Raw genomic sequence first — 18,190 nt, forward strand, 5'->3', positions numbered from 1 at the left:
GCTCTGACATGAGTTAGAAAGAATCGTCAGAACATGCATTTAAATAGTTGGAGAGGATAACAAACTTCGCTATTGCTGAGCAATCAAGGGATGCTGATGTGGAAGCAAAGCCAAGGGCTAAAGAATGATGAGCGCGTCAGCACTGATTAGCCCGTTGGGGTGGAGATTTGATCTAAGAAAAAAGACCGGATGAGAGATAACGATCGCCTCGATCGCAAATGATGGCGACAATCACCGCTCCGGGATTTTGTTGCGCGATTTGTAACGCAGCGAAAACGGCGCCTCCGGAGCTGACGCCAGCGCAAATGCCTTCTTGGGTTGCCAAAGCACGAGCTGTATTGATGGCATCTTGCTCTTCGATATCGAGTACCACATCAACACGTGATGATTCAAAAATACCGGGTAAATAAGCTTGAGGCCAGCGGCGAATGCCCGGAATTGCACTGCCTTCTGCTGGTTGTAAACCGACAATGCTTATCTCTGGATTTTTCGTTTTTAGATAGCGAGAAGTGCCCATTATGGTGCCCGTTGTGCCCATACTAGAGACAAAGTGGGTGATTTCCCCGTGGCTTTGTTGCCAAATTTCTGGGCCAGTTGAATCAAAATGAGCTTGCGGGTTGTCGGGGTTATTGAATTGATCGAGTACTTTTCCTTTGCCTTCACTTTGCATTTTTAATGCTAAATCGCGCGCTCCTTCCATGCCTTGTTGTTTGCTGACTAAAATGAGCTCACAACCATACGCTTTCATCGCGTCTTTACGCTCTTGGGTGGCATTATCTGGCATGATTAAAATCATTTTGTAGCCTTTGATGGCGGCCGCCATTGCCAGCGCAATACCCGTGTTGCCGCTGGTCGCTTCAATGATGGTATCGCCCGGCTGGATCTCTTGGCGACGCTCTGCTTGCACTATCATATTGAGCGCTGGGCGATCTTTGACTGAACCTGCTGGGTTATTGCCTTCTAGCTTGACCAATACGGTGCTTGAGGTGTGAGCCGCCAGTCGCTGCAAGCGAACTAAAGGCGTTTGCCCGACATATGCTTCAATCGTTGGAAAGTCCGCCATCATGTTGTCCTTAATTTTTTAGTCGGAAGAGTAAGATGACGTATCCACCTTACTGAACACTACTATAAAGTCGTGCTGGTAACTGGCATACAATTTATTGCTAGAGTTTATTCCAAAAAGTTCTAGTTATCCTCTTTGTTATAATTCATTTTCCCCATACTCTAATTGCCAAGGACGCCATTTTGGCCGTAGTGATTAGGGAGTAGCAATATATGAAGTTCATCAAGTCAGCCTTAGCCAGCTTATTAGCCGTAGGATCGTTGAATGTTTCGGCCGCGGATCAAACCATTCTCAACTCATCGTACGACATCGCTCGCGAGCTGTTTGCTTCTTATAACCCAGTGTTTGAAAAACACTGGCAACAAAAGACAGGCCAAACAGTGGAGATCAAACAGTCGCACGGTGGGTCATCTGCGCAAGCTCGCTCAATTTTGCAGGGGTTAGCCGCCGATGTAGTGACATTCAATCAGGTAACGGATGTTCAGGTGCTGCACGATCGCGGCAAGCTTATCGATGCTAATTGGCAAGAAAAATTGCCCAATGCAAGCTCACCTTACTACTCCACGACCGCATTTTTAGTTCGCAAGGGAAATCCAAAAAATATTCAAGATTGGGGCGATCTCGCCAAAGCTGATGTGGCTTCTGTATTCCCCAATCCTAAAACCTCAGGTAATGCACGTTATACCTATTTGGCCGCGGTCGGTTATGCACAAAAGACTTTTGGCAAAGAAAACCAAGCCGAGCAGGATCAATTCCTCAAACAATTTTTAGCTAATGTAGCGGTATTTGATACTGGTGGCCGTGGTGCGACTACTTCGTTTGTTGAACGTGGCATTGGCGATGTGCTGATTACGTTTGAATCTGAAGTGAACAATATTCGTCAGCAGTATGGCGTGGATGAATATCAAGTTGTGGTGCCTAAGACTTCTATCTTGGCCGAGTTTCCCGTGGCCGTGGTGGAAAAAAATGCCAAGCGTAAAGGCACGCTTGAGGTAGCCAACGAATATCTCGCTTATCTGTACAGTGAAGAAGCGCAACGTTTGCTGGCTGGGTTTAATTACCGCGTTCATGATGAAAAAGTGAACGCAGAATTTGCTGATCGCTTCCCTGAAGTTGAATTGCTAACAGTTGAGAGCATTGCTGGCGGGTGGGAAAATGCCATGAAACTTCATTTTGCCAATGGCGCGAAGCTTGACCAACTTCAACGTCGTTAATTCGTCATCGCCACCTGCGCTGAGTGTGGGTGGTTTTCTTACGCATCCGTTTTGTTTCGAGGGTTTATGAGCCATTCCTTCACCGCTTCTTTATCTCGCCCACGCCATAAAAGGGTGCTACCCGGATTTGGTATTAGTCTCGGTACTTCGCTGTTTTTTGTCAGCTTAGTGCTGCTATTGCCCGCTAGTGGTTTGATTATGCAGACGAGCCAAATGTCGCTCACCGAGTATTGGCAGGTGGTGGCGGACCCTCGCGTACTGGCCAGTTACAAAGTAACGGTGGGCGCGGCACTCATCGCCTCATTGTTTAATGGCTTGCTAGGATTATTGCTCGCTTGGGTGCTGGTTCGTTATGATTTTTATGGCAAACGTATTCTTGATGCTTTAGTCGATTTACCGTTTGCTTTGCCTACCGCCGTTGCAGGCATCACGTTGGCGACGCTTTACTCATCCAATGGCTGGGTGGGCAGCGTACTTGGCGAGCTTGGAATTAAAGTGGCTTATACCCCCTTGGGGATTGTTGTCGCGATGGCGTTTACCAGTATTCCGTTTGTGGTGCGCACGGTACAACCCGTCTTGGAAGAGATATCCAAAGAAGAGGAAGAAGCGGGAATGACGTTAGGCGCATCAGACAGCGCCGTATTTTGGAAAGTGATCATGCCTTCGATTCGTCCAGCACTATTGGTTGGTATTGCACTCTCATTTACGCGTAGCTTGGGCGAGTTTGGTGCAGTGATTTTCATTGCGGGCAATATGCCTTACGTCAGTGAAATTACCTCATTAATGATTTTTGTACGCTTACAAGAATTTGATTTTCCGGCGGCGAGTGCCATTGCCTCGGTAGTATTGATGGCATCGTTATCGCTGCTACTACTGATCAATCTATGGCAAGGCGCATACCTGCGTCGAATTCATGGACGTTAAGGAACCGATGATGAAAGCACATCAACCGTTACGAGTCGGTGAAGCACCTTGGGTGAAGTGGAGTTTGATTAGCTTTGCGCTGTTTTGGGTTGCATTGCTGCTGATTATCCCGCTAGTGAGCATTTTCAAACAAGCCTTTGCCAGTGGTTTATCGACTTATATTAGTCATTTAATTGAACCCGATACGCGTCATGCCATTGGTTTAACACTGCTAGTTGCGCTACTCACGGTGCCAATTAACTTAGTGTTCGGCGTGTTATTAGCTTGGGCAGTGACTCGTTTTGAATTTCCGGGTAGAAAAATATTAACTACTTTAATTGATATTCCGTTTGCCGTATCACCGGTTGTTGCAGGCCTTCTGTATTTACTGCTTTACGGCAGCAGCGGTTGGTTGGGCGAGTGGTTGTTTGAGCGCGATCTGCAAGTGATGTTTGCTTGGCCGGGAATTTTATTGGTCACGGTCTTTGTGACTTGCCCGTTTGTTGCTCGTGAGCTGATCCCGCTGATGCAGCAGCAAGGCCGCTCGGATGAAGAAGCGGCGGTTATTTTGGGTGCATCTTGGTGGCAACTGTTTCGTCGCGTCACCTTACCGAATATTAAATGGGCGTTGATTTACGGTGTCATCCTAACCAATGCGCGTGCCATTGGTGAATTTGGTGCAGTAGCAGTTGTGTCTGGCAATATTCGTGGTGAAACCAATACCTTACCGCTACATGTGCAGCTACTGTATGAAGATTATCAATCGGAAGCGGCGTTTGCTAGCGCCTCACTATTGGCTTTCATTGCATTATTAACCTTAGTTTTTAAAGCTTATGTTGAATGGCGTCAACACAACAATCAGACAAAAACGAACAGAGAGCAAGAGACGGTATGAGTATACGTTTAGACAACATTTCCAAACAATTTGGTCAATTTCAAGCGCTCTCTCCGCTCTCGTTACAGATTGATGATGGCGAGATGATTGGCTTACTTGGTCCTTCAGGCTCAGGCAAAACCACTTTGTTGCGCATTATTGCCGGCCTTGAAGGTGCTGATAGTGGAACCATTCATTTTAGAGATCGCGATGTGACTCATGTCCACGTCCGCGAGCGCCGAGTTGGCTTTGTGTTCCAAAACTACGCACTTTTTCGTCATATGACGGTGGCCGACAATGTTGCGTTTGGTTTGCAAGTGATGGATCGCCGTCATAGACCAGCGGCGGCGGAGATCACCAAAAGAGTCAAACAGCTATTGGATATTGTACAACTTGGCCATTTAGCTGAGCGCTATCCTGAACAACTGTCCGGCGGGCAAAAGCAGCGCATCGCCTTGGCTCGCGCTCTTGCAACAAAGCCGGAAGTGCTACTGCTGGATGAGCCTTTTGGCGCACTGGATGCCAAAGTGCGTAAAGAATTGCGCCGCTGGTTGCGCAGCTTGCACGAAGAGCTCGGTTTTACGAGCGTATTTGTCACCCACGATCAAGATGAAGCACTTGAACTCTCTGATCGCGTGGTCGTAATGAGCAATGGCCGCATCGAACAGATCGACTCGCCAGTGCAGCTTTATGCTCAACCGAACAGTCGCTTCGTCTTTGACTTTTTTGGCAATGTGAATGTCTTCCAAGCCAACTGGAATAACGAGCAGTGGGTCAACGGTCAATCGTTTATCTTACCGCCGAAAGATCACGCGATTAATCAATCAGGAAAGTTGTATGTACGCAGCCATGAGTTGAGCCTATCGAACAAACAAAATAGCCAAGCTTCATTGCCTTTTGAAGTGGTCTCTGTCAATCCTGTTGGCGCGGAAGTGCGAGTGGAACTCGTGCCAGTAGGCTGGGAGAGTGAGCAATTATGGGAAGCAAAATTAACCCATAGAGCATTGAGTGAACAACCGCTCACACGAGGTGACAAAACCTTTGCTACACCACAAGTGGGCTACTTTTTTGGTGGGGAGAGCAGCACTCCGCACACCATTCGTTGGCCATTCTTAGACGCAGATAGTTTAATGTTTGAGATCTAAATACAACGGACGAACGATTCAGAATGGGCACGCTTGCGTGCCCATTCTGTTTTCTGATGATTCAATCTGCTATAAAGGTTCAAGCGAAAATAACGTGGCTTTGGAGAGGGCGTAATGAAAGCGATTTTTGCATTAAGTGAGCAATTAGGTCAGCAATTGTTAGCACAAAAAGAGATCCTCACCAGTGCTGAATCATGCACTGGCGGTGGTGTGGCATTTGCACTTACCGAGGTTGCAGGAAGTTCGGCTTGGTTTGAGCGGTCATTTGTGACCTACAGTAATCTCGCTAAACAAGAGATGCTCGGTGTCAAAGCACAGACACTGGTGGATTTTGGCGCGGTTTCAGAACCCGTTGTGCGCGAAATGGTACAAGGAGCACTTTTGCATTCCCAAGCCACTATTGGTGTAGCGATCAGTGGTATTGCTGGTCCTGACGGCGGTAGCGCAGAAAAACCAGTGGGAACCGTATGCTTTGCATGGGCTTCTAAGCAAGGCTGGGAACGTGCTGAGACGCTTTGTTTTAAAGGTGATCGCGCACAGGTGCGCAAGCAGGCGATTACTCATGCATTACAAGTGGTGAGTCACTTTTTATCGCAGCCAAATTGAACCTAGTCGAAATTTTTTCGACACAGCTATAGACACTGTATGAATCAACAGTATAATTAACCCCAATTGGCGACTAAAGAGTCGATAAAAAATTTAACGAGCCGCTACCCACAGCGACAGTTTGGAGAAAGTAATGGACGAAAATAAGCAGAAGGCGCTAGCCGCAGCACTGGGTCAAATTGAAAAGCAATTTGGTAAAGGTTCGATCATGCGCCTTGGTGACAACCGTACAATGGATGTTGAAACCATTTCTACCGGTTCACTTTCTTTGGATATTGCATTGGGTGCTGGCGGTTTACCAATGGGACGTATCGTTGAAGTCTACGGCCCTGAATCATCAGGAAAAACAACGTTAACGCTGGAATTGATCGCAGCAGCACAACGAGTGGGTAAAACCTGTGCTTTTATCGATGCAGAACATGCCCTTGACCCAATTTATGCTAAAAAACTGGGTGTAAACATCGATGAGCTGTTGGTTTCACAACCTGATACGGGTGAACAAGCGCTTGAAATTTGTGATGCCTTGGCCCGTTCTGGTGCCATTGATGTTATCGTCATTGACTCTGTGGCTGCACTGACACCAAAAGCTGAAATTGAAGGTGAAATGGGCGATAGCCACATGGGCTTGCAAGCACGTATGCTTTCTCAAGCGATGCGTAAGTTAACGGGTAACCTAAAACAGTCCAACTGCATGTGCATCTTCATTAACCAGATCCGTATGAAAATTGGTGTGATGTTTGGTAACCCTGAAACCACAACAGGTGGTAATGCCCTTAAATTCTACGCTTCAGTTCGTTTAGATATTCGTCGTACAGGCTCTATTAAAGAGGGTGACGAAGTCGTGGGTAACGAAACGCGTATTAAAGTGGTTAAGAACAAAATCGCGGCTCCCTTTAAACAAGCGGATACTCAAATTCTTTACGGACAAGGTTTTAACCGTGAAGGTGAATTGGTTGATCTTGGTGTGAAACATAAATTGGTTGAGAAAGCGGGTGCTTGGTATAGCTATAACGGTGATAAAATTGGTCAAGGTAAAGCAAACGCCTGTAAATTCTTGAGAGAGAATCCAGCTGCAGCTATGGCTCTTGATACTAAGTTACGTGAAATGCTGCTCAATCCAGCCGAGTTAATTGTTGAAGAACCTATTTTGAGCGAAATGCCTCAAGAAGAAGAGTTGTAATATTCTCCACGTTTATATTTCAACAAAGCCCTGCAATGCAGGGCTTTGTTTTATCCATGACTAATAGGGACAGTATGTATTCCTCTAAATTCAAATCGACGTTATCGTGCAAAGAGTGCGCATTGCAATTACTGAGCCGACGAGATCACAGCGAGCATGAGCTACAGCAAAAGCTCATGAGTAAAGGGTATGATTCGGAAATTATCGTTCAAACAATGAGTTACTGCCTTGAGAACCATTATTTGGATGAACTGCGCTATGCCGCAAGTCAAATAAGACAACATGTCACTAAAGGTCATGGTGAGCGGCGTATTCGACAAGAGCTGAGCCAAAAAAGAGTCAGTAGCGATGATATTGAAACCGCTTTATATCAAGAGCCTCAAGATTGGTTTGAATTGGCAAAAGCAGTGGCTGAAAAAAAATTCAGAGAACCTGCGGAAAAAGGTTCAAAAGAACATGCCAAACAAGTGCGTTTTTTGCAGTATCGAGGCTTTAGCTTCGAGCAAATTAGCTACGCTTTATCATCATCGGAAGCTTAACTCTTCGTCTGATCTGCAATTTATTTCCTGCCATGCCTTTTCTATAAGAAAACTAGTCGAACTCTTGTCCATGCTTTACAATAACGCAAAATTCTAACTTGAGTATTTCAGGAAGAGCTGCATGTTTATGAGCACTGATGAGGTTCGCCGCGCGTTCCTCTCGTTCTTTGAAAGTAAAGGACACCAAATTGTTGATAGTTCATCATTAGTCCCCGCTAATGACCCAACCCTGTTGTTCACAAATGCAGGAATGAACCAATTTAAAGATTGTTTTCTTGGTTTAGAAAAGCGTGCTTATACACGTGCAACAACGGCGCAACGTTGTGTGCGAGCTGGTGGTAAGCATAACGATCTGGAAAACGTTGGTTTTACCGCTCGTCACCATACCTTTTTTGAAATGTTGGGTAACTTCAGCTTTGGTGATTACTTCAAAGAAGACGCTATTGCATACGCGTGGGAGTTTCTTACTGTAACACTCAAGTTGCCCGCTGATCGTCTACTGGTTACCGTGTATGAAACCGATGATGAAGCATTTGATATCTGGAACAAAAAAGTAGGCATTCCGGCTGAGCGCATTATTCGCATTGGCGATAAACCGGGTGGTAAAGCTTATGAGTCAGACAACTTCTGGCAAATGGGTGATACGGGTCCGTGTGGTCCTTGTACTGAAATTTTCTACGATCATGGCGATCATATCTGGGGTGGTCCTCCAGGTTCGGCAGAGGAAGATGGCGATCGTTTCATTGAAATTTGGAACAACGTATTCATGCAGTTTAACCGTCATGCCGATGGCACGATGGAGCCACTTCCAAAACCTTCCGTTGATACCGGTATGGGTATTGAACGTATTTCTGCGATCATGCAGGGTGTTCACTCAAACTATGAAATTGATGTGTTTCAAGCCTTGATTAAAGCCGCCGCTGATGTAACGGGTTATGACGATCTTTCCAATCAATCGCTACGCGTTGTTGCTGATCACATCCGTTCTTGTGCTTTCTTGATTGTGGATGGTGTGATGCCATCGAATGAAGGCCGTGGCTATGTACTGCGTCGGATTATTCGTCGAGCGGTGCGTCATGGTAATAAATTGGGCGCACAAGGTGCCTTCTTCCACAAATTGGTTGGCCCATTAGCACAAGTGATGGGAACGGCTGGTGAAGAACTGAAAAAGCAGCAAGCGCTTGTAGAAAAAGTGCTGCGCATTGAAGAAGAGAACTTCGGTCGCACTCTTGAACGCGGTATGGCGATCCTCAATGATGCACTCGATAATTTAGAGGGTAGCGTACTGGATGGTGAAACTGTCTTTAAACTTTACGATACCTACGGTTTTCCGGCTGATTTAACTAATGATGTTGCACGTGAACGTGAGCTGACCATTGACGAACTAGGTTTCGAAAAAGCGATGGAAGAGCAGCGTCAACGAGCGCGTGAAGCGGGCCAATTTGGCACTGACTACAATGCAATCATTAAAGTTGATACCAATACCGCTTTCTGTGGCTACAGCGCGACAAAAGGCGAGAGCCGCATTGCCGCTATGTTTGTTGACGGCAATGAAGTTGACACTCTATCTGCGGGTGATAAAGCGATTTTGATCTTGGGCGAAACACCTTTCTACGCTGAATCCGGTGGTCAATGTGGCGATGCGGGTGTTATTCAAACGGCCACGGGCTTGTTTAAAGTTGAAGATACACAAAAACTCGGCAACGCCATTGCTCATCACGGTGAACTCATCGAGGGCGTACTCGCCAAAGGCGATGAAGCGAAAGCCATTGTTGATGCTAAGCGCCGCGCTGCAATTTCACTGAACCACTCCGCCACACATTTGTTGCATGCTGCACTTCGCCAAGTATTAGGTTCGCACGTGGCGCAAAAAGGCTCATTGGTAAAAGCGGAAAGCTTGCGTTTTGACTTCTCTCATTTAGAAGCAATGACGCCCGTAGAGCTAAAAGAAGTGGAACGTCTAGTGAACGCGCAAATTCGCCGTAACCACACGATTGAAACCAATATTATGGACATCGAAGCGGCAAAAGCCAAAGGTGCTATGGCACTGTTTGGTGAAAAATACGACGATGAAGTTCGTGTATTGTCGATGGGGGATTTCTCAACCGAACTGTGTGGTGGTATTCACGCAAGTAACACCGGTGACATCGGCCTATTCAAAATAGTTTCTGAAGGCGGTATTGCCGCTGGCATTCGTCGTATTGAAGCGGTGACGGGTGAAGGCGCGCTGGATCTATTGGATCAACAGCAGGCTCAATATGAAGTCAAAGTGGCTGAAATGGCGGCTAAAGCGAAATCTTTGGAAAAAGAGTTGCAGCAGTTAAAAGATAAACTTGCAGCGAAAGAAAGTGCCAATCTGATCAGCAATGTAAAAGAAATTGCGGGTGTGAAAGTGCTAGTTGCTCAACTTAATGGCGCTGATAACAAAGCGCTGCGTGGTATGGTTGATGAGCTAAAAAATCAGTTAGGCAGTGGCATTATCATGCTGGGTAATGTGGCTGATGATAAAGTGGGTTTGATTGCGGGTGTGACCAAAGATCTTACCGCCAAAGTTAAAGCAGGGGAGCTGGTCAATATGGTTGCCTTGCAAGTGGGTGGTAAAGGTGGCGGCCGTCCGGATATGGCTCAAGCGGGAGGTACGGATGTTAATGCCTTGCCTGGCGCTTTAGCTTCAGTAGATGCTTGGATTGCTGAGCATCTATAAACCGCTGTAATAAGTCACGCTCAATCACTGTTTTTTGATTGGGCGTAATTTTATTTACCAAACCAAGTGGTCTAATTGGCGCAATAGGATACGAGCCAGTTATCTGCTTGGTTTTGTTTTTGTAACTACTGAATCGATACTCAACATAGTGCTCTGCTTTCGATTTGGTCCTAATGAGACTTTGGTCTTGGGAAGGTGAAGATAGGTGAAAAAGCCCCTTATCGTGCAAAAGTTTGGCGGAACCTCGGTGGGTTCAATAGAACGAATCCATACCGTCGCTGAACACATCATTAAGGCGAAGAATGATGGTAATCAAGTGGTTGTAGTTGTTTCTGCAATGTCAGGAGAAACCAATCGACTGTTGGGCTTAGCACAACAAATCGATAGTGTACCAACTGCAAGGGAACTTGATGTTTTGCTCTCTGCTGGTGAGCAAGTGTCTATGGCGCTATTAGCGATGACACTCAATAAATTAGGCTATTCAGCTCGCTCACTAACCGGAGCTCAAGCGAACATTGTGACCGATAATCAACACAATGACGCGACGATTAAAATGATTGATACTCGAACGATTACCGAGTTGCTGGCACAAGATCATATTGTGGTGGTAGCGGGTTTTCAGGGTGTGAATGAGAATGGGGATATCACCACTTTAGGACGTGGAGGTTCTGATACTAGCGCTGTGACGCTAGCGGGAGCTCTTAAAGCCGATGAGTGTCAAATATTCACTGATGTGGATGGTGTTTACACATGTGATCCACGTGTGGTTGCAACGGCTCAAAAATTAGAGATCGTTGATTTCCCGTCAATGGAAGAAATGGCACGTAAAGGCGCTAAAGTTCTGCATTTACCTTGTGTGCAATATGCGTGGGAAAATGAAGTTCCTTTACGCGTACTGTCTACTTTTGATGTAAACGCAGGCAGTCTAATCAAAGGTGAGCAGTGTCATAAAGCAGTATGTGGCATTGCGATTCAACGCGATATGGCGCTTATTACTGTGCAACATGATCATTTCCCGAGTTTAGCCAAGCAGTGCCAAATGCTCGGTGTGGAAGTGTGGAGTGTGATCGAAGAGGCAGAATGGACAGGTGTCATTATAAAACGAGACGCTTGTGCTAAATTAGCTCTGGTTTTCAATGACAAAATCCGTAATAGTGAACCCGTTAGTTTATTGACCACGGTAGGTTTACTAGCTCAGGAATTAGTTGAACGCTCATGTGAATTACTGGCAGAACAAGGAATAGAAGTAAGTTCTCTTTCGGTTGATAAACAATCGTTAATGCTGGTTATGCAGTCACAACATGTTGATAAAGCAGCCAATATTTTACATGAGGCCTATATAGGGTCAGATGAGCTGTTAGCTTCTCACCTAAAACATGCATCTTTAGGGTGAGAGCGCACTAATAGATAGTTTACGAAAATATAACTTTTAGTGGATAATAGCGCAGTTGCAATATAATACAGAGATTACTCAAGGAGCAAAGAATGCTAATTTTGACTCGCCGCGTTGGCGAAACACTAATGATCGGTGATGAAGTGACAGTAACAGTTCTTGGTGTAAAAGGTAACCAAGTGCGTATCGGTGTGAATGCACCGAAAGAGGTTTCTGTCCACCGTGAAGAAATCTACATGCGCATTCAAGCTGAAAAAGGTAATGGTAGTGTTGCACCTAGCAACTACTAATTATCACAAGGAAGGCTAGCGAATTTTGCTGGCCTTTTTTATGCTTTGAAGTCACTGATATGACAGAAAAGTTTAATTTCACAGCGCTTTGATTAAATAGCCAACGGTTGATTTGATTTTTGTCGCTTTTACCAAGAAAGTGTTTGACATATTTTTGGTAAAAAGTAATATGTGCCTCCGCAAGACGGTGAGGTGGCCGAGAGGCCGAAGGCGCTCCCCTGCTAAGGGAGTATACGGTTTATAGCCGTATCGAGGGTTCGAATCCCTCCCTCACCGCCATTCTTGCTTATTTGGTTTAGCATCCAAATAAAGAACAATGTGCGTCCTTAGCTCAGCTGGATAGAGTACCTGGCTACGAACCAGGCGGTCGGAGGTTCGAATCCTCCAGGACGCGCCATATTCTTTCGTAAGATTGAATGTGAAAATGCGGTGAGGTGGCCGAGAGGCCGAAGGCGCTCCCCTGCTAAGGGAGTATACGGTTTATAGCCGTATCGAGGGTTCGAATCCCTCCCTCACCGCCATTTATTGACCATGAGTCAATTTTTTTGTTCAGAAATAAAATTTTTGTGATGTAATTCACATCTTGCGCGCTCATAGCTCAGCTGGATAGAGTACCTGGCTACGAACCAGGCGGTCGGAGGTTCGAATCCTCCTGAGCGCGCCACTTATTTAAAGTTAGTGATACTGTCATTAACTCTGCGCGTCCTTAGCTCAGCTGGATAGAGTACCTGGCTACGAACCAGGCGGTCGGAGGTTCGAATCCTCCAGGACGCGCCACTTATTCAAAGGGTCACTGATCCTGATACTGTTAGCGATTATCGCTGATTAATATCAAAACCTTGCGCGCTCATAGCTCAGCTGGATAGAGTACCTGGCTACGAACCAGGCGGTCGGAGGTTCGAATCCTCCTGAGCGCGCCACTTATTTAAAGTTAGTGATACTTTCATTAACTCTGCGCGTCCTTAGCTCAGCTGGATAGAGTACCTGGCTACGAACCAGGCGGTCGGAGGTTCGAATCCTCCAGGACGCGCCACTTATTCAAAGGGTCATTGACCCTGATATTGTTAACGATTATCGCTGATTAATATCAAAACCTTGCGCGCTCATAGCTCAGCTGGATAGAGTACCTGGCTACGAACCAGGCGGTCGGAGGTTCGAATCCTCCTGAGCGCGCCATTTATTAAGAAGCCTCGCATTGTGCGGGGCTTTTTTTATGTTGGTTTTTTGTTGCTATTTTGTTAAATTGAAAATGGCAACTATTTGTTTTATCTTGTTAATCTGCAATGTTTTAACTCCCTCTCAGTATCTGCATCATTTTTTGATTAACGTAGCCGTATTGGCTAGTTAAATGCCCTTCTTAATAGAGAAAATTCAGAGTTTTGTGATTTGTGTGAGTAATTGTTCGCCGATTTTGTGTGTTATCTACAAGAGTCCCTTAAACAAAATTGACAATTATTAACCAATCGAGATAATCCTAGTCCACTTGCCAAGATCGCACTTGTAAAAATGCGTAGCAATTGTTGTCAGGATGACACAGAAAGGAAGCAACATGACTACTATTGGAAGCCTATTAGTTGACGCCGCCACCCTTATGATTACGGGGATGGCTGTAGTCTTTATTTTTCTAACTATTCTCGTTTATCTCGTTCGGTTAATGTCAACCTTGGTACCGGAAGAAGTACCACAACCGATCGCAGCGCCGATTCAACATCGAAAAGTTCAACCAAACCCTTCAGCTGTGAGCCCGCAAATTGTGGCGGCAATTTCTGCAGCAGTGCATCAGCACCGCGCATTAGCTAAATAGCATAGAAAGGATGAAAAGGAGTTTATGAGCATGTCTAAACCACTAGCTATTACGGATGTGGTCCTTCGTGATGCCCATCAGTCACTATTTGCCACGCGCATGCGTATCGAAGACATGCTGCCTATTGCAGCAGAGCTCGATAAGATCGGTTATTGGTCACTGGAAACTTGGGGAGGAGCAACGTTTGATGCTTGCATCCGTTTTCTCGGTGAAGATCCATGGGAGCGTTTACGTTCGCTTAAGCAAGCGATGCCCAACACCCCAATGCAAATGTTGCTACGCGGCCAGAATTTACTAGGCTATCGCCACTATGCCGATGATGTTGTTGAAAAGTTTGTCGAACGAGCTCACGCGAATGGGATGGATGTTTTCCGTATTTTTGATGCGATGAATGATGTTCGCAATTTTAAAAAAGCGGTCAAAGCGACAATTGATGTTGGCGCACACGCGCAGGGCACACTGTCTTACACCACTAGCCCTGTTCATAATTCAGATACTTGGGTTGATCTTGCCAAGCGGTTGGAAGATCTCGGCTGCCACTCTTTGTGTATTAAAGATATGTCTGGGTTGCTCAAGCCGTATGAAGCTGAAGATCTGATCACTCGTATTAAATCCTCTTGTGCCGTACCTTTAGCGCTGCACAGTCATGCAACGACTGGTCTTTCAGCGGCAACAGCCGTTAAAGCGGTAGAAGCTGGTATCGATATTTTGGATACCGCTATCTCTTCAATGAGCCAAACTTACGGGCACACACCAACCGAAACAGTGGTCGCTATGCTTGAAGGAACCGAGCGTGATACGGGCCTGAGCCTGACACAGCTTGAACCGATTGCCACTTATTTTCGTGAAGTGCGTAAGAAATACGCTAAATGGGAAGGGCAGTTAAAAGGTGTCGATTCTCGTATTCTTATTGCGCAGGTTCCTGGTGGTATGTTGACTAATATGGAAGGTCAACTAAAAGAACAAGGAGCGGCCGATCGCCTTGATGAGGTTCTTGAAGAGATCCCTCGTGTGCGAAAAGATTTAGGTTTCATTCCCCTTGTGACTCCAACATCTCAAATCGTGGGAACACAAGCGGTGATCAACGTCCTTACTGGCGAGCGCTATAAGAGCATCACGAAAGAAACTGCAGGGGTATTAAAAGGTGAATACGGTGCAACGCCTGCGCCAGTGAATGCTGAGTTGCAAGCCAAGGTGTTGGGTAATCTTACGCCGATCACTTGCCGTCCAGCCGATTTGTTGGATGCAGAAATGGCCGTGTTGACCACTGAATTGCTTGAAAAGGCAAAAGCAGAGGGAATTCCATTAGCTACAGATACGGTGGATGATGTTCTGACTTACGCATTGTTCCCACAAGTCGGTTTGAAGTTCTTGAAAAATCGTCACAATCCGGATGCATTTGAGCCTGCGCCAACCTTGGAGTCAGCCAAACCTACACCTGCTACCGTTGTGACAAAAGGTGGTATTGAAACCTACAGTGTTAAAGTGGATGGGCAAATTTACACGGTTGAAGTGGGACCACAAGGCCAGCTTAGCTCAATTGCTGCCAGCCAGTCTCAAGCAGCACAGTCATCAAGCGTGCCGGCAAGTAACAATGCAGAAGCGGTTCCTTCACCACTCGCTGGCAACATTTTTAAAGTGAATGTTCAAGCCGGTTCTGAGGTGTTAGAAGGGGATGTGTTAGTGATTCTGGAAGCGATGAAGATGGAAACTGAGATCCGTGCGGCACGTGGCGGTATTGTTCAAGATCTTCATGTCAAAGAGGGTGATGCTGTGACTGTTGGTGCACCATTGCTGAGCTTAGCGTAAGGGAGAACCATGGACGGATTACTGACCTTATGGTCTGAAACAGGGATCGCTAATTTTCAGCTAGGCCAAATCTGCATGATTTTGGTCGGTTGTTTACTGCTGTTTTTGGCTATTCGCAAAGGCTTTGAGCCACTGCTGTTATTGCCGATCGGCTTTGGTGCGATTTTAGCGAATATTCCGAATGCGGGTTTTACCGAACCCGGCGGTCTGCTTTATTACGTTTATCATGTTGGTATTGAGACGGGCGTTTTTCCACTGCTGATTTTTATGGGCGTGGGCGCGATGACCGATTTCGGGGCATTGATTGCAAACCCTAAAACGTTATGGCTAGGTGCGGCCGCTCAGTTTGGTATTTTCGCCACCCTGTTTGGTGCGATATTACTCAACTATGTACCGGGTATGGAATTTACCATGGCCGATGCTGCGTCCATCGCCATCATTGGTGGAGCCGATGGCCCAACCGCTATTTTCCTTGCCAGTAAATTATCGCCGGATTTATTAGGTGCAATCGCTGTGGCGGCTTATAGCTATATGGCATTAGTTCCTATCATTCAGCCACCGATTATGAAGGCACTTACAACACCTGAAGAGCGAAAAATCAAAATGGCTCAGCTACGCCACGTTGGGAAGACAGAAAAAATACTGTTTCCTCTGGCGGTGCTATTAATGACGATTCTATTTTTACCGTCAGCAACGCCATTAGTGGGTATGTTCTGTCTAGGTAATTTAATGCGTGAATCGGGTGTGGTTGAGCGTCTATCCAAGACAGCGCAAAATGAACTGATCAACATCGTTACTATCTTCTTAGGCTTAGGCGTTGGTTCTAAACTGCAGGCTGATAAGTTTTTGAATTTGGAAACATTAGGTATTTTGGCGCTCGGTGCTATTGCTTTCAGTATTGGTACGGCTGGTGGTGTGTTGATGGCGAAAGTGCTTAATAAATTCTCGAAAGAGGATATTAATCCTCTTATTGGCGCTGCTGGTGTGTCTGCGGTACCGATGGCGGCGCGAGTAGTGAACAAAGTGGGGCTTGAAGCTAATCCACAGAACTTCTTACTGATGCACGCCATGGGGCCAAATGTAGCAGGTGTACTGGGCTCTGCTGTTGCAGCAGGTGTTTTGCTTGCTCTTGTTGGCTAAGCCTAGACGAGCCGATGGTTATTTTGCGAGCTAAAGATTAACTAGAAGCAATAAAATGGTATATATTCAAAGGGATGCTGAGGCATCCCTTTCTTTTTATCAATAGGGAAGTTTGACATGGATAATAAACAGATCGCAATGACTGAGTTTGGTGGACCAGAGGTGCTCGTTATTCAAACCAGTGACGTTCCTCAACCTAAAGCTGGCGAAGTGTTAGTGAAAGTGGCTTTTGCTGGTGTAAACCCTATTGATGTAAAAACTCGGGCGGGTCTGGGGTGGGCTGCAGCGCAAAACAAAGATAAGCTGCCATGGGTGCCAGGTTACGATATTTCTGGACAAGTTGTTGAGGTGGGGGAAGATAATCGCCGCTTTCAAATTGGAGATAATGTGGCGGGCTTTGTTGGGTTTCCGTTGCGTGGTGGCGGTTACAGCCAATACCTGTGTGTGGCAGAAAGCGAACTCAGCCTTGTTCCTGATGCTGTGACCTTAGAAGCAGCAGCAGTGCTGCCACTGGCAGGGCAAACGGCGGCGCAAGCCCTAAATAAAGCGCAAGTGAAAGAGGGGGATCGCGTATTGATCCTCGCGGGCGCCGGTGGTGTCGGGCACCTAGCGGTACAAATTGCTTTAGCAGCAAAAGCTGAAGTGTATACCACGTGCAGCGAACAAAATTTGGATTATTTAGCGACTCTTGGTGCTCATGCGATTAATTACAATTTTGCTCCTGCTTCACAGCGTTTAGAAGAAGTGGATGTGCTGATTGATTTAGTCGGGGGTGATGCGGCTCTCGACGCTTTGAAATGCTTGAAAGATCATGCGCGTGTCGTTACTGTTCCGACTCTAAGTGCTGAGCTTATTTGTGAAAAAGCAAAATTACTTGGTTTTGAAGCCACAGGCATGTTAGTTGATCCTAATCCTGAACAGCTTGATACCATGCTTTATATGGTCAGCGTTGGCTTATTGAAAACGGAAATTCAAGCTGTTTATCCGATGGCGGAAGTGGCTGCTGCTCATCAACAGATTGAAACAGGCCATACTCGAGGCAAAGTTCTTCTTGATATGAAATGTTAGACATTTTTAGCACCTATTTGGAACCGCTCTCGTATTGGTTTGCTGGCTCTGCGCTGTGGGTGCTTTTTTTTAGTGGTTTTCTCAGTGCTACCTTATTACCGGGAAGCTCAGAAGCGAGTTTGTTCGCCACATTAAGCCTGAATCAATTTCCCGTATTTTGGGTTATCGCCGTTGCAAGCGCTGGCAATACCCTCGGCGGTCTGACCAACTATTGGCTCGGTATCTGGTTGCCTAATCGAACTGAAAGCGAAAAGCACGGTCATAAAGCGTTAGCTTGGCTCAATAAATATGGTTATTGGGCTCTCTTATTTAGTTGGCTACCTGTGGTGGGTGATGTGCTTTGTTTGGCCGCAGGTTGGCTACGCATGAAATTTTTACCTACTTTTGTCATTATTTTGATCGGCAAAGCACTGCGTTACATCATGCTTGCCGCTGTATTCTATGGTTTTTTCTAAGGA

Annotated in this window: 16 protein-coding genes and 8 tRNA genes; 23 read left to right on the forward strand and 1 reads right to left on the reverse strand. The window is 46.1% G+C overall.

The annotated features are described in order from the left end of the window. Positions 1-172: 172 nt before the first annotated feature. Positions 173-1,063 (reverse strand): cysteine synthase CysM, encoded by an 891-nt coding sequence (cysM, locus tag AACQ75_RS16430; protein ID WP_170889097.1) that lies wholly within the window; start codon positions 1,061-1,063, stop codon positions 173-175. Positions 1,064-1,275: 212 nt separating this feature from the next. Between cysM and cysP the strand changes: the two genes are divergently transcribed. From cysP to AACQ75_RS16545, 23 genes are all read left to right on the forward strand, one after another. Beyond that, positions 1,276-2,277, forward strand: a complete 1,002-nt coding sequence (gene cysP, locus AACQ75_RS16435) for a thiosulfate ABC transporter substrate-binding protein CysP (RefSeq protein WP_010320449.1) — start codon at positions 1,276-1,278, stop codon at positions 2,275-2,277. A gap of 66 nt (positions 2,278-2,343) precedes the next feature. Then, positions 2,344-3,201, forward strand: a complete 858-nt coding sequence (cysT, locus tag AACQ75_RS16440; protein WP_017046719.1) for a sulfate/thiosulfate ABC transporter permease CysT — start codon at positions 2,344-2,346, stop codon at positions 3,199-3,201. 10 nt (positions 3,202-3,211) lie between these two features. Then, positions 3,212-4,075 (forward strand): sulfate ABC transporter permease subunit CysW, encoded by an 864-nt coding sequence (gene cysW, locus AACQ75_RS16445; RefSeq protein ID WP_017047535.1) that lies wholly within the window; start codon positions 3,212-3,214, stop codon positions 4,073-4,075. Beyond that, on the forward strand, positions 4,072-5,199 hold the full coding sequence (locus AACQ75_RS16450) for a sulfate/molybdate ABC transporter ATP-binding protein (protein WP_094131718.1): 1,128 nt from the start codon (positions 4,072-4,074) through the stop codon (positions 5,197-5,199). The genes cysW and AACQ75_RS16450 overlap by 4 nt, the downstream gene beginning before the upstream one ends. 114 nt (positions 5,200-5,313) lie before the next feature. Continuing rightward, the gene (gene pncC, locus AACQ75_RS16455) at positions 5,314-5,805 is read left to right on the forward strand and encodes a nicotinamide-nucleotide amidase (RefSeq protein ID WP_013857707.1); all 492 of its coding nucleotides are present in this window, start codon (positions 5,314-5,316) and stop codon (positions 5,803-5,805) included. A gap of 133 nt (positions 5,806-5,938) precedes the next feature. Further along, on the forward strand, positions 5,939-6,985 hold the full coding sequence (gene recA, locus AACQ75_RS16460) for a recombinase RecA (RefSeq protein ID WP_010320444.1): 1,047 nt from the start codon (positions 5,939-5,941) through the stop codon (positions 6,983-6,985). Positions 6,986-7,020: 35 nt separating this feature from the next. Beyond that, positions 7,021-7,524, forward strand: coding sequence for a recombination regulator RecX (recX, locus tag AACQ75_RS16465; RefSeq protein ID WP_081989676.1), 504 nt, complete (start codon positions 7,021-7,023; stop codon positions 7,522-7,524). 121 nt (positions 7,525-7,645) lie between these two features. Then, positions 7,646-10,228 (forward strand): alanine--tRNA ligase, encoded by a 2,583-nt coding sequence (gene alaS / locus AACQ75_RS16470; RefSeq protein ID WP_094123532.1) that lies wholly within the window; start codon positions 7,646-7,648, stop codon positions 10,226-10,228. Positions 10,229-10,433: 205 nt separating this feature from the next. Beyond that, positions 10,434-11,621, forward strand: a complete 1,188-nt coding sequence (locus AACQ75_RS16475; RefSeq protein WP_170889082.1) for an aspartate kinase — start codon at positions 10,434-10,436, stop codon at positions 11,619-11,621. A gap of 92 nt (positions 11,622-11,713) precedes the next feature. After that, positions 11,714-11,911, forward strand: coding sequence for a carbon storage regulator CsrA (gene csrA / locus AACQ75_RS16480; RefSeq protein ID WP_010320440.1), 198 nt, complete (start codon positions 11,714-11,716; stop codon positions 11,909-11,911). A 186-nt stretch (positions 11,912-12,097) separates the two neighbouring features. After that, positions 12,098-12,190: transfer RNA gene (locus AACQ75_RS16485), tRNA-Ser, on the forward strand. Positions 12,191-12,231: 41 nt separating this feature from the next. Next, a tRNA-Arg gene (locus AACQ75_RS16490) sits at positions 12,232-12,308 on the forward strand. Positions 12,309-12,339: 31 nt separating this feature from the next. Then, a tRNA-Ser gene (locus AACQ75_RS16495) sits at positions 12,340-12,432 on the forward strand. A 66-nt stretch (positions 12,433-12,498) separates the two neighbouring features. Further along, positions 12,499-12,575 (forward strand) — tRNA-Arg (locus AACQ75_RS16500). 36 nt (positions 12,576-12,611) lie between these two features. Further along, positions 12,612-12,688 (forward strand) — tRNA-Arg (locus AACQ75_RS16505). A gap of 66 nt (positions 12,689-12,754) precedes the next feature. Then, positions 12,755-12,831, forward strand: a tRNA-Arg gene (locus AACQ75_RS16510). Between the two features lie 36 nt (positions 12,832-12,867). Continuing rightward, a tRNA-Arg gene (locus AACQ75_RS16515) sits at positions 12,868-12,944 on the forward strand. A gap of 66 nt (positions 12,945-13,010) precedes the next feature. Then, positions 13,011-13,087, forward strand: a tRNA-Arg gene (locus AACQ75_RS16520). Positions 13,088-13,460: 373 nt separating this feature from the next. Further along, positions 13,461-13,715: an oxaloacetate decarboxylase subunit gamma gene (locus tag AACQ75_RS16525; protein ID WP_029388148.1), complete on the forward strand. Its 255-nt coding sequence runs from the start codon at positions 13,461-13,463 to the stop codon at positions 13,713-13,715. Positions 13,716-13,745: 30 nt separating this feature from the next. Then, positions 13,746-15,524, forward strand: coding sequence for a sodium-extruding oxaloacetate decarboxylase subunit alpha (gene oadA / locus AACQ75_RS16530; protein WP_170889083.1), 1,779 nt, complete (start codon positions 13,746-13,748; stop codon positions 15,522-15,524). A gap of 9 nt (positions 15,525-15,533) precedes the next feature. Continuing rightward, a complete protein-coding gene (locus AACQ75_RS16535; protein WP_013857700.1) occupies positions 15,534-16,664 on the forward strand; it encodes a sodium ion-translocating decarboxylase subunit beta in 1,131 nt (376 codons plus the stop codon). Positions 16,665-16,781: 117 nt separating this feature from the next. Then, positions 16,782-17,732: an NADP-dependent oxidoreductase gene (locus AACQ75_RS16540; RefSeq protein ID WP_170889084.1), complete on the forward strand. Its 951-nt coding sequence runs from the start codon at positions 16,782-16,784 to the stop codon at positions 17,730-17,732. Further along, positions 17,726-18,187, forward strand: a complete 462-nt coding sequence (locus tag AACQ75_RS16545) for a YqaA family protein (protein ID WP_013857698.1) — start codon at positions 17,726-17,728, stop codon at positions 18,185-18,187. The genes AACQ75_RS16540 and AACQ75_RS16545 overlap by 7 nt, the downstream gene beginning before the upstream one ends. Positions 18,188-18,190 lie beyond the last annotated feature (3 nt).

Origin of the sequence: Vibrio sp. B1-2 (genome assembly GCF_963888445.1) — a bacterium.
Classification (GTDB): Bacteria; Pseudomonadota; Gammaproteobacteria; order Enterobacterales; family Vibrionaceae; genus Vibrio; species Vibrio anguillarum.

Bases quoted from the DNA above. Each gene is read 5' to 3' on its own strand.
- cysT (WP_017046719.1), top strand. From the start codon at position 2,344: ATGAGCCATTCCTTCACCGCTTCTTTATCTCGCCCACGCCATAAAAGG.
- alaS (WP_094123532.1), top strand. From the start codon at position 7,646: ATGTTTATGAGCACTGATGAGGTTCGCCGCGCGTTCCTCTCGTTCTTT.
- oadA (WP_170889083.1), top strand. From the start codon at position 13,746: ATGTCTAAACCACTAGCTATTACGGATGTGGTCCTTCGTGATGCCCAT.
- AACQ75_RS16450 (WP_094131718.1), top strand. From the start codon at position 4,072: ATGAGTATACGTTTAGACAACATTTCCAAACAATTTGGTCAATTTCAA.
- cysM (WP_170889097.1), bottom strand. From the start codon at position 1,063: ATGGCGGACTTTCCAACGATTGAAGCATATGTCGGGCAAACGCCTTTA.
- recA (WP_010320444.1), top strand. From the start codon at position 5,939: ATGGACGAAAATAAGCAGAAGGCGCTAGCCGCAGCACTGGGTCAAATT.
- AACQ75_RS16545 (WP_013857698.1), top strand. From the start codon at position 17,726: ATGTTAGACATTTTTAGCACCTATTTGGAACCGCTCTCGTATTGGTTT.
- cysP (WP_010320449.1), top strand. From the start codon at position 1,276: ATGAAGTTCATCAAGTCAGCCTTAGCCAGCTTATTAGCCGTAGGATCG.
- AACQ75_RS16525 (WP_029388148.1), top strand. From the start codon at position 13,461: ATGACTACTATTGGAAGCCTATTAGTTGACGCCGCCACCCTTATGATT.
- AACQ75_RS16540 (WP_170889084.1), top strand. From the start codon at position 16,782: ATGGATAATAAACAGATCGCAATGACTGAGTTTGGTGGACCAGAGGTG.
- cysW (WP_017047535.1), top strand. From the start codon at position 3,212: ATGAAAGCACATCAACCGTTACGAGTCGGTGAAGCACCTTGGGTGAAG.
- AACQ75_RS16535 (WP_013857700.1), top strand. From the start codon at position 15,534: ATGGACGGATTACTGACCTTATGGTCTGAAACAGGGATCGCTAATTTT.
- pncC (WP_013857707.1), top strand. From the start codon at position 5,314: ATGAAAGCGATTTTTGCATTAAGTGAGCAATTAGGTCAGCAATTGTTA.
- csrA (WP_010320440.1), top strand. From the start codon at position 11,714: ATGCTAATTTTGACTCGCCGCGTTGGCGAAACACTAATGATCGGTGAT.
- recX (WP_081989676.1), top strand. From the start codon at position 7,021: ATGCAGGGCTTTGTTTTATCCATGACTAATAGGGACAGTATGTATTCC.